13 protein-coding genes are annotated in these 16,595 nt (G+C 61.4%); 9 read left to right on the forward strand and 4 right to left on the reverse strand.

Annotated elements, in window-relative coordinates:
* Positions 1–198: 198 nt before the first annotated feature.
* From CF137_RS00255 to CF137_RS00275, 5 genes are all read left to right on the forward strand, one after another.
* Positions 199–1,578, forward strand: a complete 1,380-nt coding sequence (locus tag CF137_RS00255; protein ID WP_139717118.1) for a UDP-glucose dehydrogenase family protein — start codon at positions 199–201, stop codon at positions 1,576–1,578.
* Positions 1,575–2,588 carry an NAD-dependent epimerase gene (locus CF137_RS00260; RefSeq protein WP_139717119.1) on the forward strand — a complete coding sequence of 338 codons (1,014 nt, stop codon included), beginning with the start codon at positions 1,575–1,577 and terminating at the stop codon, positions 2,586–2,588. The genes CF137_RS00255 and CF137_RS00260 overlap by 4 nt, the downstream gene beginning before the upstream one ends.
* Before the next feature lie 329 nt (positions 2,589–2,917).
* Positions 2,918–3,118 (forward strand): hypothetical protein, encoded by a 201-nt coding sequence (locus tag CF137_RS00265; RefSeq protein ID WP_101321201.1) that lies wholly within the window; start codon positions 2,918–2,920, stop codon positions 3,116–3,118.
* A 155-nt stretch (positions 3,119–3,273) separates the two neighbouring features.
* Positions 3,274–4,125 carry a lytic transglycosylase domain-containing protein gene (locus CF137_RS00270; RefSeq protein ID WP_139717121.1) on the forward strand — a complete coding sequence of 284 codons (852 nt, stop codon included), beginning with the start codon at positions 3,274–3,276 and terminating at the stop codon, positions 4,123–4,125.
* Between the two features lie 129 nt (positions 4,126–4,254).
* Positions 4,255–5,091, forward strand: a complete 837-nt coding sequence (locus CF137_RS00275) for a phosphorylase family protein (RefSeq protein ID WP_139717123.1) — start codon at positions 4,255–4,257, stop codon at positions 5,089–5,091.
* A gap of 105 nt (positions 5,092–5,196) precedes the next feature.
* On the opposite strand, the gene CF137_RS00280 is transcribed toward CF137_RS00275, so the two are convergent.
* Together CF137_RS00280 and CF137_RS00285 are read right to left on the reverse strand one after the other, a co-directional pair.
* On the reverse strand, positions 5,197–5,703 hold the full coding sequence (locus CF137_RS00280) for a YgjV family protein (protein ID WP_162515777.1): 507 nt from the start codon (positions 5,701–5,703) through the stop codon (positions 5,197–5,199).
* 57 nt (positions 5,704–5,760) lie between these two features.
* Positions 5,761–6,336, reverse strand: coding sequence for a Crp/Fnr family transcriptional regulator (locus CF137_RS00285; protein ID WP_139717125.1), 576 nt, complete (start codon positions 6,334–6,336; stop codon positions 5,761–5,763).
* A gap of 232 nt (positions 6,337–6,568) precedes the next feature.
* Between CF137_RS00285 and ettA the strand changes: the two genes are divergently transcribed.
* The 4 genes from ettA (at position 6,569) to glnE (ending at position 13,388) form a co-directional block, all read left to right on the forward strand.
* Complete coding sequence (gene ettA, locus CF137_RS00290; RefSeq protein WP_042018107.1) at positions 6,569–8,236, forward strand: energy-dependent translational throttle protein EttA; 1,668 nt, start codon at positions 6,569–6,571, stop codon at positions 8,234–8,236.
* A gap of 93 nt (positions 8,237–8,329) precedes the next feature.
* On the forward strand, positions 8,330–8,659 hold the full coding sequence (locus CF137_RS00295; RefSeq protein ID WP_101321209.1) for a hypothetical protein: 330 nt from the start codon (positions 8,330–8,332) through the stop codon (positions 8,657–8,659).
* A 297-nt stretch (positions 8,660–8,956) separates the two neighbouring features.
* Positions 8,957–10,300 carry an NCS2 family permease gene (locus CF137_RS00300; protein ID WP_101321211.1) on the forward strand — a complete coding sequence of 448 codons (1,344 nt, stop codon included), beginning with the start codon at positions 8,957–8,959 and terminating at the stop codon, positions 10,298–10,300.
* Positions 10,301–10,490: 190 nt separating this feature from the next.
* Entirely contained in the window at positions 10,491–13,388 is a 2,898-nt protein-coding gene (gene glnE / locus CF137_RS00305; protein ID WP_139717127.1) for a bifunctional [glutamate--ammonia ligase]-adenylyl-L-tyrosine phosphorylase/[glutamate--ammonia-ligase] adenylyltransferase, read from the forward strand.
* Between the two features lie 80 nt (positions 13,389–13,468).
* Here the strand turns inward: glnE and CF137_RS00310 are convergent, their stop codons facing one another.
* Both CF137_RS00310 and CF137_RS00315 read right to left on the reverse strand, forming a co-directional pair.
* Positions 13,469–14,203, reverse strand: a complete 735-nt coding sequence (locus tag CF137_RS00310) for an SDR family oxidoreductase (protein ID WP_139717129.1) — start codon at positions 14,201–14,203, stop codon at positions 13,469–13,471.
* 82 nt (positions 14,204–14,285) lie between these two features.
* Positions 14,286–16,496: a glycoside hydrolase gene (locus tag CF137_RS00315; RefSeq protein WP_139717131.1), complete on the reverse strand. Its 2,211-nt coding sequence runs from the start codon at positions 16,494–16,496 to the stop codon at positions 14,286–14,288.
* Positions 16,497–16,595 lie beyond the last annotated feature (99 nt).

Consider the following 16,595-nt stretch of genomic DNA (forward strand, 5'->3'; position numbering starts at 1 on the left):
GTTGCGGGCGGGCTGCGAGCCCTGTCCACAGGGCTTCGTTATGGGGTCCAGTCTATTTTTTGTGAAAAGGATCACAACAGTCGGGCTGAACGCCCCATTCTGGTGCCTGTCATCTGGCATTGACACTCGCTGCACCAAGATGCAGCATGCCGCGGTTTAACCGCGCCATCACCCCATTCACTGCACGAGGCACTTTTCATGAAGGTCACCATTTTTGGCACAGGCTATGTCGGGCTGGTGCAGGCCGCCGTTCTGGCCGAGGTGGGCCATCAGGTCTGCTGCGTGGATGTGGATGACGAGCGGATCGCCGCCCTCAGGCAGGGGCAGATCCCCTTCTACGAACCGGGGCTGACCCCGCTGGTCGAGGGCCATCTGGCCAGCGGCCGCCTGAGCTTCACGGTCGATCCCGCCATTGGCGTGGCACACGCCGACCTGCTGCTGATCGCCGTGGGCACCCCGGCTGACGAGGATGGATCAGCCGATCTGCAACATGTGCTGACGGTAGCCGACACCATAGGTCGACTAATGCAGCGCCCCAAGCTGGTGGTGACCAAGAGCACTGTGCCGGTCGGCACTACCCAGCAAGTACAAGAGCACATTGAGCAGCAGTTGGCCGTGCGTGGACTAACCCTCGCCTGCGAGGTGGCGGCCAACCCCGAGTTTCTCAAAGAGGGGGCTGCGGTCAACGACTGCATGCGGCCGGATCGCATCATCATCGGCTGTGACAGCGAGCGGGCGCTTGAGCAGTTGCGCGCCCTCTACGCCCCCTTCAACCGTAATCACGACCGGATCGTGGTGATGGATCTGCGCAGCGCCGAGCTCACCAAATACGCCGCCAACGCCATGCTGGCCACCAAGATCTCCTTTATGAACGAGATGGCGGCCCTCGCCGAGCAGCTGGGTGCCGATATCGAGGCGGTACGGCAAGGAATGGGGGCCGATCCCCGCATCGGTTACCACTTTATCTACCCGGGCTGCGGCTATGGCGGCTCCTGCTTCCCCAAAGATATCAAGTCGTTGCGTCATACTGCGGCGAGTGTCGGCTGCGACGCCCCGCTGCTGGCGGCGGTCGAGCAGGTCAACCAGCGCCAGCAACAGAAGATGGCGCAAACCCTGCTGACCCGCTTCGGCCCGGACCTGCGCGGCCGCACCTTCGCCCTGTGGGGACTGGCGTTCAAACCCGGCACCGACGATCTGCGCGATGCGCCGAGCCGCCCGCTGCTGGCCGCCATCTGGGCTGCCGGTGGCCGAGTGCAGGCCTTTGATCCCAAGGCGATGGCGCGCGCCCGCCAGCTCTACGGCCAGCGACCGGACCTGCAGCTCTGCCCCACTCAGGAATCTGCACTGGAAGGGGCCGATGCCCTGCTGATCTGTACCGAGTGGCAGGCGTTTCGCGCCCCCGATTTCCAACAGCTAAAGGCGCTGCTCAACCAGCCCGTCATCATCGATGGCCGCAACCTCTATGACCCCCGCCAGCTCAGCGAGCTCGGGTTTGACTATCACGCCATCGGGCGGCCACATCTACCCGCCCAAAAGCGGCCCGCCCACGCGAACTGCAACCCGGAGACCCAACCATGATCTATCTGGTCACCGGCGTTGCCGGTTTTATCGGTTTTCATGTGGCCAGCCAGCTGTGCGCCGCAGGCCATCAGGTGGTGGGGATCGACAACCTCAACGACTACTACGAGGTGAGCCTGAAAGAGGCGCGGCTGGCCCAACTCAAAGCCCTCCCCCATTTTCACTTCGAGCGAGTGGATCTGGCGGATCGCGAGGCGATGGCAGCCCTGTTTACCAGCTACCACTTCGAGCGGGTGATCCATTTGGGGGCACAGGCGGGGGTACGCTACTCCATCGACAATCCGTTCGCCTATGCCGACAGCAACCTCACCGGCATGCTGACTGTGCTGGAAGGGTGTCGCCACCACGGTATCCAGCACCTCATCTACGCCTCCTCCAGCTCGGTCTATGGCATGGGGGATCAGATGCCCTACTCCACCGCGCAGCAGGTGGATCACCCCGTCTCCCTCTACGCCGCCACCAAGAAGAGTGGTGAGTTGATGGCCCACGCCTATTCGGCGCTCTATGGCCTGCCCACCACCGGGTTGCGCTTCTTTACCGTCTACGGCCCCTGGGGTCGCCCCGACATGGCCATCATCAAGTTCACCCGCGCCATTCTGGCGGGTGAGCCCATCGAGGTGTACAACCACGGCGATCTCAGCCGCGACTTCACCTACATAGATGACATAGTCGCGGGGATCCTCGCCGTGGCCGACCAGCCGCCCAGCGCCAATCCCCATTGGCATGCCAGCAAGCAGAGCCCAGCCGAGAGCGCGGCGCCCTACCGCATCCTCAATATCGGCAACGGCCAGCCGGTACGGCTGCTCGACTTTATCGAGGCGCTGGAAGAGGCCATCGGCAAGCCAGCCATCAAGCGGATGCTGCCGATGCAGGCGGGCGACATGCACGCCACCTGGGCCGACAGCGAGCCGCTGCACACCCTCACCGGCCTGCGCCCCAGCACGCCCCTCAAGCAGGGGGTCACCGAGTTTGTCCGTTGGTATCTCGACTACTACCGTCCTGCCCACTGACGAGCGTGGGTAGCCCCTCGGCCATTGATGGGTTAATCAGATATCACTGTCGTGCCATGGGTTTTAGGATGGCTGAACGCACTGGCAGCATGGATTTGCAGGGTGATTGGATGTAGTGAACAGGGGGCGAACAGCGACACCGGATGATTCGATCACCTACTTCAATAACCCGCCCAAAGAGCCGAAATGATTACGACAAGTGTGATGACACCACGGATCGGCGGTGGCGCCGCGCGATATACTCGCCTGGTGCCACCCGGGAGCGACTCCCGACCCCCGGCATGTGGTCCGCAGCCACGCAACAGCCCCATGGCCACAAGGAGCCACCCATGATCCGAACCCTGCTTTTGACCGGTGCCGCCATCGCGGCCTATGCCCTGCTACAGAGCCATACCCTGCTGCCACTGCTCAGCCTGCTGACTTTGCTCTCGCTCTGGGTTGTGAGCGAAGTTGGCCAATTCTACCGTGACCTCTCCGATGCCAACACAGATGCCAACACCGATGAGCAGGAGTACCACCACGACTTCTAAGGGACCGAAAAACCTCGATAAACGGCTCGTTCACCATTAGTTCCATACCGTTTTGATCTCTGAAATCCCCGGGCTATAACAACAGGATCCACTGGGTTCGTGGCGATAGCAGCCATGTTCCTCTATATCTTCTGTACTCAAACAGGAGATAACCCATGCGGGACATCAGCGAAAACGGACTGTTTTTGCTGCTTTTTTTGTCGTTGTTACTGGCAGGTACGCCGCGGGCGATGGCACAAGGCAGGGATTTCAGACAGGCCCCCAAAGCGCTGACGGCGCTCAAGCAGGGCCAGAACGCCCAACACAGCGGCAATCTGCAAAAGGCCATCGCTCTCTATTGTGTCGCAGCCAGCACCGGCAACCCTGAGGGGTATTTCCGGATCGGTCGTCTGCTCGCCACCGGCCCCGCCTCGGTGCGCAGCGCCAAACTGGCCAACAGCTACCTCGCCATGGCGATGCGCCTTGGCAACCAGCAGGCTGCCCGTTACTACAACGCCCGCATCGGCAATGCGCCAATGGGGGATCAGTGCGGCATCGGGATCCGTGGCGGTCAGGGTGGCTATCTGGCCCAACTCCCCACCACCCCCTTCAATGTCGACTCCTGGGTTGCCCGCCAGCCACCCGCCAAACAGAAGCTGGTCTCCATGCTGCGTCACGCCGCCAAGCACCATAAAGTAGATGCCCGGCTAGTGCTGGCGATTGCCATCGCCGAATCCAACCTCAACAGCCGCGCCGTTTCACCGAAGAATGCCCAGGGGCTGATGCAGCTTATTCCCGAGACCCAGCAACGATTCGGGGTAACCCGACCGTTTGATCCGGCCCAGAACATCAAGGGCGGCGTCACCTATCTCAAGTGGCTGGATCGCCGCTTCGATGGCGACTGGGTGCTGATCTCGGCGGCCTACAACGCCGGGGAAAAGGCGGTGGAGCGCTATGGCGGGATCCCACCCTATGACGAAACCCAGCAGTATGTGAAACGGGTGCTCTATTTCGCCGGCCACAAGTAACCCTGATGCAGTTATCCCTACCGGGGGAGCCAGACAAATCGCTCTAATCACAAAATGATTAATAAATTTGCGCAATCGTTTTCCTATGAGTAGAATTCGGCGCTTTCCCGCAGCCCTGACAGGTAAAACATGAATTTCTTTAAATCCTTGGCGTGTCTGATCGCTCTGGTGAGCGCACCGCTATTTGCCGCCAATACGCCAAACACCCCTGCCGCGCCCATCCTGATCCAGGGGGCCATGGAGGTGGAAGTGGACACCATGATCGCCGCCCTGCAAGAGAAGCAGGAGCTGACTGTCGGCGCATGGACATTCTGGCAGGGCACGCTGGCGGGCTATCCGGTGGTTATCTCCCGCACTGAAGTGGGTCTGGCCAATGCGGCGGCAGCCACCACGCTGGCTATCGAACGCTTCAAGCCGCGCCTCATCATCAATCAGGGCACCTCAGGCGGTCATGATCCGGCGCTCCATCGCGGCGATATCGTCATCGGTACCAAGAGCTTCAACATGGGGGCCTATCGCAGTGACTTTACCCCGGCAGATCAAGGGATTGACTCGCGTAAATGGCACAACTTCGATGTGACCATGCGGCTGCGCGACAACGGCAAGCTGGTAGAACACACCTCGTTTGCTGGCGACCCCGAGCTGGTGGGCCGCGCCCTGGGTATGGCTGACCGTTATCAGCACGGTCGCGTGGTGGCAGGCATTATCGGCACTGCCGATGAGTGGAACCGCCAGGTGGCGCGTATCAACTGGCTGCACCAGACCTACAACACCGCCACAGAGGAGATGGAAACCTCTTCTGCCGCACTGGTCGCCGAAGCCTACAAGGTCCCCTTTGTCGGGATCCGGGTGCTCTCCAACACCGACCTCCATGGCGAGGAGTTCGATCCGAAAACAGCGATCCACTGCCAGCAATTCGTCATCGACTACACCAAAGCCCTGATCAACAGCTTTAACAAGGCTTGATAGTGCCAGAGAGGCCGCCGCAATGGCGGCCTCTCTGTTTTGCCCCCCCAGCCTCAACCAGAGCGCAATCCTCCAGATACCTCTCAAGTCAGTCAGCAACAATCCTCAGCAGGCAGGCACCTTGCGCCCGTAGTGGCGGTAGTAACCCACCAGATTGCTGACCAGAAACAGCCCCTCCATCAGCGCGGCGACCGGTGAGACCACCAGCAAGTTGTTGGCCAACCAGCAGAGGGTGCCGAGCAGCATCCAGCGCCGCAGCAGGCGATCGTCGGGGCAAAAAGCGGCCCGGGTTTGCAGCAGACTGGCCAACAGACCAATCCCGGATAGCACGCCCTGATAAGTAGCCAGCACCGCCACACAGGCCAACCCCATGAAAAACCACATCAAGATGCGACGAACCAGCCAGATGCTGACCAGAAAACGCACACAGGCCAACAGCAACAGGGTGGCGGCTGACCACTGCCCGAGCAGGGCAAAGTGACCGGCATTAAGCACACAGGAGAGGGCCAGACAGGCCAGGATCCTGCGGCGATCCCGCAACTGAAACGACAGCAGGTCGAGCAGCAAGGCCAGGCTCACCACCAGTTGCGACCACAGAAACAGCGACATCATCCATACCTCATCCTTCGTTTGGATGGCGCAGCATGAAGTGGCAACCAGCAGATGGCATTAACCCGTGTTAATGCGCCGACGGATCCGCGACAGGGTGACCGGGCTGATGCCGATGTAGTTGGCCAGCTGTACCTGAGTGAGCCGCGCGGGCCAGTGGGGAAAGGTGTGGCAAAGCTCCCGATAACGCTCCTCGGGGGAGTGGAGTAGCAAAAACGCCTCCTTGCGCTCCTTGTAGCCCAGCTGCTGGCGCAACAGGGCCATGCAGACTTGCTGCCAGGCGGGTTCATCCAACAGGGAGAGCGGCACCCGCACCACCTGCAGTTCCGTCAGCGCCTCCAGCTGATAGCGAGCTGGCGACCCCGTGAGCCAGCTGTCATAGAGCAGACAAAGCTCCCCTTCGAAGTAGAACTCCTTGCAGCGCTCCTGCCCGTCCCGGGTGTAGTGACAGGCTCGGGCGATGCCCGCCTCGATATAGAAGGCAGCCTCCTGCTCGGCCCCTTGCGCCAACAGCGCCTGACCGGTGCACAACGTCAGCCGAGGCAAGCGCTGGCAGCGGGATGCGCTCAGCACGGCATCCAATCCCATGGCACTGAGAAAGGCGGCCAGAGTGGGTGCCTGAGGGGATGGGGTCATGATGGCTCCAGGTCAAAACAGCAGGCCACATCATGCCCAAATTGCGCGGCTGATGCAGCAAGACGTGACCGGGTCGGCAAAGGGGGGCGCCACCTTTGCCCCTCTTTAGCCATTGGTTTACAATCGACGGGTTTTTTGGAACCGGGTTGACGGCGTGTCGACCTGGCCCCACCACGACATCAGTCTGTTAGTGCCAAGACATTAACCTGCTGAAAAGGAAGAGAATTAGCCAATGGCTCAATTTATTTACACCATGAACAGGGTTGGCAAGGTTGTGCCGCCCAAGCGTCATATCCTCAAGAACATCTCCTTGAGCTTCTTCCCGGGCGCAAAGATCGGCGTACTGGGTCTCAACGGTGCCGGTAAGTCTACTCTGCTGCGCATCATGGCAGGCATCGACACCGATATTGAAGGGGAAGCCCGTCCGCAACCCGGCATCAAGATCGGCTACCTGCCCCAGGAGCCAAAGCTGGATCCGGAGCAGACCGTGCGCGAAGCGGTCGAAGAGGCGATCGGCGAGGTAAAGCGCGCCATGGCCCGTCTCGACGAGGTCTATGCGGCCTACGCCGATCCGGATGCGGATTTTGACAAGCTGGCCCGCGAACAGGGCGAGCTGGAAGCCATCATCCAGGCTCAGGGTGGCCATAACATGGAGAACCAGCTGGAGCGCGCGGCCGATGCCCTGCGCCTGCCAGCCTGGGACGCCAAGATCCAGCACCTCTCCGGTGGTGAGCGCCGCCGTGTGGCGCTGTGCCGTCTGCTGCTGGAAAAGCCGGACATGCTGCTGCTGGACGAACCAACCAACCACCTGGATGCGGAATCCGTGGCCTGGCTGGAGCGCTTCCTGCACGACTACGAAGGCACTGTGGTGGCCATCACTCACGACCGCTACTTCCTCGACAACGTGGCAGGCTGGATCCTGGAGCTGGACCGCGGCGAGGGTATCCCGTGGGAAGGCAACTACTCCTCCTGGCTGGAGCAGAAGGACGCCCGTCTGGCGCAGGAAGCAAGTTCCGAAGCGGCCCGTCGCAAGTCCATCGAGAAAGAGCTGGAGTGGGTGCGTCAGAACCCGAAAGGCCGTCAGGCCAAGTCCAAGGCCCGTATGGCTCGCTTCGAAGAGCTCAACACCAACGACTACCAGAAGCGCAACGAGACCAACGAGCTGTTCATTCCGCCCGGACCGCGCCTCGGCGACAAGGTGCTGGAAGTGGCCAACCTGCGCAAATCCTACGGTGATCGGGTGTTGATCGACGATCTGTCGTTTGCCATTCCGAAAGGGGCCATCGTTGGCATTATCGGTCCTAACGGTGCCGGTAAGTCGACCCTGTTCCGCATGATGTCGGGTCAGGAGCAGCCGGATTCCGGCGCCATCACGCTAGGTGAAACCGTGGTGCTGGCTTCCGTGGATCAGTTCCGCGACAGCATGGATGACAAGAAGACGGTATTCGAAGAGGTCGCTGACGGCCAGGATATCCTGCGCATCGGCAACTACGAGTTCCCGAGCCGTGCCTATATCGGCCGCTTCAACTTCAAGGGTTCCGACCAGCAGAAGCGGGTTGGCGAGCTCTCCGGTGGTGAGCGTGGTCGTCTGCATCTGGCCAAGCTGCTGCAGACCGGCGGCAACGTACTGCTGCTGGATGAACCGACCAACGATCTGGATATCGAAACCCTGCGCGCCCTCGAGAACGCCCTGCTGGAGTTCCCGGGTTGCGCCATGGTCATCTCCCACGACCGCTGGTTCCTCGACCGTATCGCCACTCACATCCTGGATTATCAGGACGAGGGTAATATTGCCTTCTTCGAAGGTAACTTTACCGAATACGAAGAGTGGAAGAAGAAGACCTACGGCGCCGAGGCGATCCAGCCACACCGTGCGAAGTACAAACGCATCACCAAATAAGGCTGACTGCGTCACAAGGGGAGCTTCGGCTCCCCTTTCTATTTCCTTTTAGCTTACAATCCAAGACGGATGCCTTTGCATGGATGTAGCACGATGACGACCCCAATAGAGAAAAAACTGACCATCCAGATCCGGGTTGAACCGGGTTGCCTCGGGCCGGATGGCAAGGAGCACATAGAGACCTTCTGTGCCGCTGCCGCCAAGATCTTTGCCGCCGTGGAGCCCGAACTGGTGAGCTGGATACTGATCCCCCGCTACGACAAACAGCTGCCGGAGCAGGAGTTCTTTATCGAGGGGCGCAAGCTGACCGAGGAGCAGGCCAGCCTGTTTCTGCGCCGCGTCGGCCGTGAACTGGGTGAGGTACAAGACCGACTCGACTCTGTGCTGGCCCAGCTGGTGGAGCGTTACTTCAAAACCCTCTGATCCCCGGCCTTGGCTTTCGATATCAAATTCTCGATAGCAAGTTGTCGATAAAAGGTTCTCTGGTGAGAACCTTTTTTGTTGCTCACAAAGCAAACGTTTTAATTTTTCCCCTATTCATTGATCTGCCTCGCAGATCCAGGGTTTGTAAACGAGGCGGCCTGTGTGAAAATGTGCGCGCTGTCACGGTATCAGGACGGGTCTGGTTACTTAACCATCAGAAACAGGGCAATTTACCCCGCATGGATGGGATAGCCCGTTCCCCTGCTGCTTATTTCACGTCATCTATTGGAATCCAACATGAATCAACAACACCAAGCTGCCAATCAGGCCGCCGGGCAAGGATTGCTTGAGCGCCTGTTTGCGCTGAAGGGCCATGGCACCAATGCCCGCACCGAGGTCATCGCCGGGTGCACCACCTTCCTGACCATGGTCTATATCGTGTTCGTCAACCCGCAGATCCTCTCTGCGGCGGGCATGGACACCCAGGCGGTGTTCGTCACTACCTGCCTGATCGCCGGTATCGGCAGCATCCTGATGGGGCTGTTGGCCAACCTGCCCATCGCCCTGGCCCCCGCCATGGGCCTCAACGCCTTCTTCGCCTTCGTGGTGGTCGCTGGCATGGGTTACTCCTGGCAAGTGGGCATGGGCACCATCTTCTGGGGTGCCATGGGTCTGTTGATCCTCACCCTGCTGCGGGTTCGTTATTGGCTGATCGGTAACATCCCGCTCACCCTGCGGGTCGGCATCACCGCCGGTATCGGTCTGCTGATCGCCCTGCTCGGCCTGCACAACGCCGGGATCGTGGTGGCCAGCCCCGCTACTATGGTGACCGTGGGCAACCTCACCTCCCTGCCCTGCCTGCTGGGGCTGCTTGGCTTCTTTATCATCTGTATCTTCTCCGCCCGTGGTGTTCACTCGGCGGTACTGATCGCCATCGTGGTGACCACGGGTCTAGGCTGGCTGTTTGGCGATGTCTCCTTCAAAGGCTTCGTCTCCATGCCCCCCAGCATAGAGCCGGTGTTCGGCCAGCTGGATCTGATGGGTTCGCTGGATATCAGCCTCGCCGGGATCATCTTCTCCTTCATGCTGGTCAACCTGTTCGACTCTTCCGGCACCCTGATTGGCGTCACCAACCGCGCCAAGCTGGCTGATGATCGCGGTCACTTCCCGCGCATGAAGCAGGCACTGATGGTGGATAGCGTCAGCTCGGTCGGCGGTGCTTTCATGGGCACCTCCTCGGTTACCGCCTTTATCGAGAGCAGCTCCGGCGTCGCCGTCGGCGGTCGCACCGGCCTCACCGCTATCGTGGCTGGCGTCCTGTTCCTGCTGGCGATCTTCTTCTCCCCGGTTGCCGCCATGGTGCCGGCCTATGCCGCCGCTGGCGCCCTCATCTATGTGGGCGTGCTGATGTGCTCCGAGCTGACCCGGGTCAAGTGGGAAGATTTGACCGAAGCGGTACCGGCCTTCATGACCGCGGTGATGATGCCGTTCAGCTTCTCCATCACCGAGGGGATCGCCATCGGTTTTATCTCCTACTGCGTGATGAAGGCAGGCACTGGCCGCTGGCGCGAGATCAACCCCTGCGTGCTGGTGGTTGCCCTGCTGTTCGTGCTCAAGTTCGTCTGGGTCGACAGCCACTAAGCTGCTGTTCCACCAATACAATGGGCCTCCGATATCGGGGGCCCATTTTTGTGGCCAACATCCGGCTTCCTTCCCCTGCGCTGTGACGCGGGGGCCTGACAGTGCTAGATTGGCAGCCACCATTTTGAACCGGCAGTTTCGTTAACCCCGTGTCGTTAACCACCTGTCGTGAACCACAAGGACGGCAACCGTGGCCCAGCATTTTGCTTCTCCCTCAACATCAATCTCCCCATCTATCACCGCTTTCCCGCCCTTGCTGCAAGATCAGGCCGAGCGCCAGTGGCAGCGGCTGGTCGAGCTGGCCCCTGACTATGGCGACCTGTCCGAGCCGGTTCGCCAGACCCTGATGACCTTGCTTGGCCTCTCCGATTTTGTCGCCGATTCCCTCTTCAAACAGCCCGAATTGCTGACCGAGCTGCTCGCCTCCGGGGATCTCGAGCGGGCCGAGCGCTGGCCCGCCTACCAGTGCGATCTGACCACATTGCTCGCCGAGGTGAGTGATGAAGAGGCGCTCAAGCGCATCCTGCGCCAGTTCCGCCGCAGCCGCATGCTGGTGATCGCCTGGCGCGAGCTACTGGGCCATTCCGCGGTGGAAGAGAGCTTTATCCATCTCACCAAGCTGGCGGATGCCCTGATCTGCTCCGCCCGCGACTGGCTCTACGCCAAACAGTGCAGCGAGCTGGGCACCCCGATGGATGGCGACGGCAACCCGCAGCCGCTGCTCATCCTCGGCATGGGCAAGTTGGGCGGTGGCGAGCTCAATTTCTCATCGGACATCGACCTTATCTTCACCTTCCCCGAGAACGGCTACACGGTCGGCGGGCGGCGGGAGCTCGCCAACCAGCCCTTCTTCATCAAGCTCGGCCAGCGCATCATCAACGCCCTCCACCAGCCCACTCAGGATGGTCAGGTGTTCCGGGTCGATATGCGGCTGCGTCCCTTTGGTGATGCGGGGCCGCTGGCCATCTCCTTTGCCGCCATGGAGGATTACTACCAGCACCACGGCCGCAACTGGGAGCGCTACGCCATGGTCAAGGCGCGGGTGCTGGGACCCCAGTGTGAACACGCGGTGGAGCTGGCCGAGATGCTGCGCCCCTTCGTGTTTCGCCGCTATATCGACTTCGGTGTTATCGACGGTCTGCGCCAGATGAAGGCGATGATCGCCGCCGAGGTGCGCCGCAAGGGGCTGGAGGGCAACATCAAGCTGGGGGCTGGCGGCATTCGCGAGGTGGAGTTTATCGCCCAGGCGCTGCAACTTATTCGCGGTGGCCGTGAGCCCGCCTTGCGGGTGCGTCACCTGCCCGAGGCGCTGGCCGCCATCGCCCAGTGCGGCGCCCTCGAATCCGCCCATTGCGACCGCTTGCTGACGGCCTATCGCTTCCTGCGCCGGGTCGAGAACATATTGCAGGAGATCGGCGATCAGCAGACCCAGACCCTGCCCACCGAGGAGCGGGATCGCCAGCGGCTGATCGCTGCTCTGGGTTTTGGCGACTGGGGCGCCTTTATGGCTCATCTGGATGAGGAGATGGCCGCCGTTCACCAAGAGTTCGCCGCCGTGGTAGGGGAAGAAAAAGAGGCCCCCGCCCATCTGGAGCAGCTCTGGCTCGATCTCTGGCGCACCGAGCTCGATGCCGCCGAGCTGGAAAAACTGCTGACCGCGCAGGGGGTGGCCGAGTCCGCCCCGCTCTGCGCCGCTCTGCTGCGCTTCAAAGAAGAGTACAAGCGCCGTCAGGTGGGCCCGCAGGGGCGCATCGCGCTGGACTGGTTGATGCCGGAGCTGCTGCGGTTGGTGGTCGCCAGCGAGCAACCCTCTCGGCTGTTCGAGCGGGTGTGCGCGCTGCTGACCCGCATCTTCACCCGCAGCGCCTATCTGCAACTGCTGGCGGAAAACCCAGCTGCATTGCGCCAGCTGGTGCGGCTCTGTGACGCCAGCCATCTGGTGAGCGAACAGTTGGCCCGCTACCCCATCCTGCTGGACGAGCTGCTCGATCCCCAGCACCTCTACCACCCCACCCCGCTCGATCAGTACAAACCCCAGCTGCGCCAGTTTCTGCTGCGGATCCCCGAAGAGGACGTGGAGCAGCAGATGGAGGCGCTGCGCCAGTTCAAGCAGGTGCAACTGCTGCGTATCGTGGCGGCCGACATCGCCGGCGCCCTGCCGCTGATGAAGGTGAGCGACCACCTCACCTGGCTGGCGGAGGCGATCACCGAGGAGGTGGTCAATCAGGCCTGGGCCCAGATGAGCGAGCGCTACGGGGTGCCGCCCGAGGTGGCGGTGAGCGGCCAGCGCGGCTTTGCGGTGGTGGCCTACGGCAAGCTCGGCGGCATCGAGCTCGGCTACGGCTCGGATCTCGATCTGGTGTTCCTGCACGGCGGCGACCCCAACAGCTACACAGACGGGCGCAAACCCATCGACAGCCGCCAGTTCTACCTGCGCCTTGCCCAGCGGATCCTGCACCTGTTCAGCACCCGCACCCCCTCCGGGATCCTCTACGAGATCGATATGCGGCTGCGCCCCTCCGGCGACTCGGGGCTGCTGGTCTCGTCCCTGTCGGCCTATGAGCAGTACCAGCAAAAAGAAGCCTGGACCTGGGAGCATCAGGCGCTGGTGCGGGCCCGCCCCATCTATGGCGATGATGCGATCAAAGCCGAATTTGCCCGCATCCGCCGCGATGTGCTGGCCAAAGCGCGGGAACTGCCGACCCTGGCACGCGAGGTGCGCGAGATGCGCCACAAGATGCGGGATCACCTGCTCAAAGCGGGTGCTGGTGAGTTCGACCTCAAGCAGTCCCCCGGTGGCATGGTGGATATCGAGTTTATCGCCCAGTATCTGGTGCTGGCCTACGCAGCTAGCGAACCGGATGCCCTCACCCGTTGGTCCGATAACGTGCGCATCTTCGACGAGTGCGTGATGGCGGGGGTGCTGACGCTGGAGCAGGCAGAAGGGCTCAAGCACGCCTATCTGGAGATCCGCAACCTCGGCCATCGCCTCAACCTCTCGGAGATCTCCCGCAAGGTGAGCGACGATCAGCTGCAGAGTGAGCGCAGCCATGTGCTGGCAGTCTGGCAACAACAGCTGGGGGAGTAAGGTAAAGCACCGCAGGATCAACGAGAAAGGGGCGCTTGGGCGCCCCTTCTTCATCCAGATATAAGCGGTAGCATTAAGCGCTATCGCCCCCCGGCAAGATCGATAAAGGTGCCGGTGGCGTAGGAGGCTTCATCCGACAGCAGCCAGGCAATGGCGGCGGCCACCTCGGCTGGTTGACCGCCCCGCTGCAGCGGGATCTGGTTTTTCACCCTCTCCACTCGGTCGGGTTCACCACCGTCGGCATGCATCTCTGTGTAGATAAAGCCAGGGCGTACCCCGTTGACCCGGATCCCCTGCGCCGCCACCTCCAGCGACAAGCCCTTGGTCAGCACGTCTATGGCCCCCTTGGAGGCGGCATAGTCCACGTATTCACCCGCCGAGCCCAGACGAGCGGCAGCCGAGGAGACATTGACGATGGCGCAACCCACCGTCATGCGGCGCACCGCCTCACGGCAGCAGAGAAAATAGCCGGTCACATTGGTGGTCAGTGTCTTGTTGATCCGCTCGGCGCTCATCTCCAGCACCTTCATCTGTGGCTGCAAGATGCCGGCGTTGTTGACCAGATGGGTGATCACCCCGAGTCGCTCGTCCATCTCCTCAAACAGATGCACCACCTCAGCCTCAATGCTGATATCCGCCTGCACGGATATACAGGAGACTGCAAAGTTAGCCTTGATCTCAGCCACCAGCGCATCGGCGGCCTGTCGGTCACATCGATAGTTAAGGCAGAGGTTATACCCCTGTTCCGCCAGATAGCGGGCGGTGGCAGCACCAATTCCTCTGCTACCTCCGGTGATCAGCACATTTTTGTTCATTTAGCATCCTTGTTATTCCACTATCAGTTTCACGATCGCTACCCGCCACGATAGTACGTACCCAAACCACCCAGATCCAACTTCAACGCGCACCATCAGCTTGCGAGACAAACTGCAGCTGCCTGCCATCGGGCAGCTGCGCCAGCACGCTTTGAGCTGCCAGCTTTATCCCTGCCAGCTCGGTGGCCGGGCCAAAGTTGGCTATCAGTCGGGTGCCATCGGCAAACTCGCTCTGCTGCACATCTCCTCGCTTGTCGAGCCAGCGAAAACCGGTGAGGGGCTGGTTGTAGAGCCGTTGGTGCAGCGGACGGAAGAAGGCATCGAGCCCCTTGAGGTAGGGAATGCGCGCACTGGCAGAATCCAGACTGAGGTTGAGCAGGGGCGGTACGTTGTAGAGCTGCTGCAATAGCTCGGTGACCTGACGGCTCTCCTTGAACTTGAGGCTGTCCACCGTCCAGTGGTGGGTGGTCACTATGCTGTCGTGGAAGACACTCTGGAACAGCGGCAACCGCAGCGCAGGATCGAAGTAGAGCCCCTGATACTCGGGCTTGAGGTGACTCTGGCGAAAGAAAAACGCCGGTTGCGACTCGGGATACCAGGCCCCCAGATAGTAGGGCGATCGCTTGTTACTGCGCATATCAGGATCTCGCCAGCCAAAGCCGCTGGTCTGGGTGCCGTGGGCAAAGGCCGCAGTGCGGTTGGCCACTGCCCCACCCACCTCCGAGCCCACCAGCACCCCCTGACTTTTGGCAATCCACGCCATGCCATCTATCCGATTTTCCGCATCCTGCGCCTGAGTGGTCAGCTTGGCCGGATCGAAGTCGTCAAACACCATGCCGGTCGCCGCCACATCGAGAAACCAGCTGTTGTAGTGACTGGCAGACTGCAACCAGGGCACCCGCTGCTCCATCACTGGGCGCACGCAGGCCTGATTGGTGTAGACGCCGCTGTTTTGAAAGCCGCTCTTGCGCTGGCCGTTCTCCTGCATGATGCCGCAGCGCTGATAGATATCCTGCCCCATCTGAGCTGTCAGCCATCCCTGCTGCTTATTACCATCGGGCAAGGCGGTGTCGTAGGAGTCATAAGGGGCGATGAGATAACCCGCCTGCTTGGCGAGTTCAATCCCCTGTGGCGCGGCAAAACCGGCGGTCCACTGGGGCAGCCCCAGCCAGAGCTTGGGCAATCCAGCCTGCTTGAGGGCATTGACCAATTTGCTGGAGCTGCCATCGCCCCAACTTTCAGGCTGATTCAATGCCGGGCCCAACAACTCTCGAGCCAGTTCACGAGGGGCAATAAACGACTCGGGACGCTGCCCCGGATGGCGCTGGCGCAGCGCGACCTCCAGGCCTTGCAGTACCCGCTCCTGCAGATAACGATTACGGGCCAGATCGGGGGCCTGCAGCGCCAGCTTGCTCTCGCCACTTAACCAGCCTGTGGGGATCAACTTGCGCAGGGTAGACCAGCTCTTGACATCCTGTGGCACCAGCAGTCGCTCGCCCCAGAGATAGAGGTGAGAGGCGCCGATCAGCCGCTTGCCATCCTTTACTGCCGCCAGCTTGCTCTCAAGCGAGACCAGCTCGCCCCGCTCCTGCAACCGGTGACGATAGGCCTTGGCCGCCGCCAGCCAGTCGTTGCCCGGTTGCAGCGATACCGCCACCTCATAGGGGTCGGCCTGATTAAGACGGTTGACGCTGTGGGTCGCGGTGATGGCTATGCCGTCCGGTTTGGGCGTAAAGGCAAGGCGGTTGTTGAAGGGATTGGCAAAGAGGATCGCTAGCTGCTGATCCCCGTGATCCAGCCCCACCAGCGGCAGGGTGAGATCCTCGGTGGTATTGATCCCCTGATACTCCTGCGCCAGCGCCTTGCGCCACGCGGGGTGAGTCGCGGGAATGCGAAAACCCTCGTGGATCGGCAGCATCAACGCTTGCGCACCTGCCGGTACTCGCGGCCACACCAGCTCACCAGTCGTCGCGCGGCTCAAGCTGAGGATCAGCCGGTTGCCCTCAAGGCGGGCCAAAGCCCGTACCTCGCCATCGGCGCGGGTCAGCCAGTTGGCACGCTCCCCCTCCTGCTGCAGGGCAGTGACCGGCTGGCGCGGGCCGGGGGAAGAGATGGCAAGGTGCTGGCCCGAGGGCAGCACAGCCTCGGCCGCCAGGGTGGCGGGATCCAGCTCGATACGCCACTGCTCGTTGGCAAGGGTCAGCGCCTCCGCAGGCAGTGAGAGCAGTGAGAACAGCGGCGCCAACAGCAGCAGCGGGCGGATCCGGCTCGCGAATTCGGGGAGAAGAGTCATGGTCTGTGATTCCTGATAACACACGGGAATCGCCATTTCAGCAGATCGGCAGCCTGCGATTGTCAGGCCAATGTCAGGATTGCGGGCACCTGACCATCA

It is taken from the genome of Aeromonas sobria (assembly GCF_006243315.1).
Classification (GTDB): domain Bacteria; phylum Pseudomonadota; class Gammaproteobacteria; order Enterobacterales; family Aeromonadaceae; genus Aeromonas; species Aeromonas sobria_A.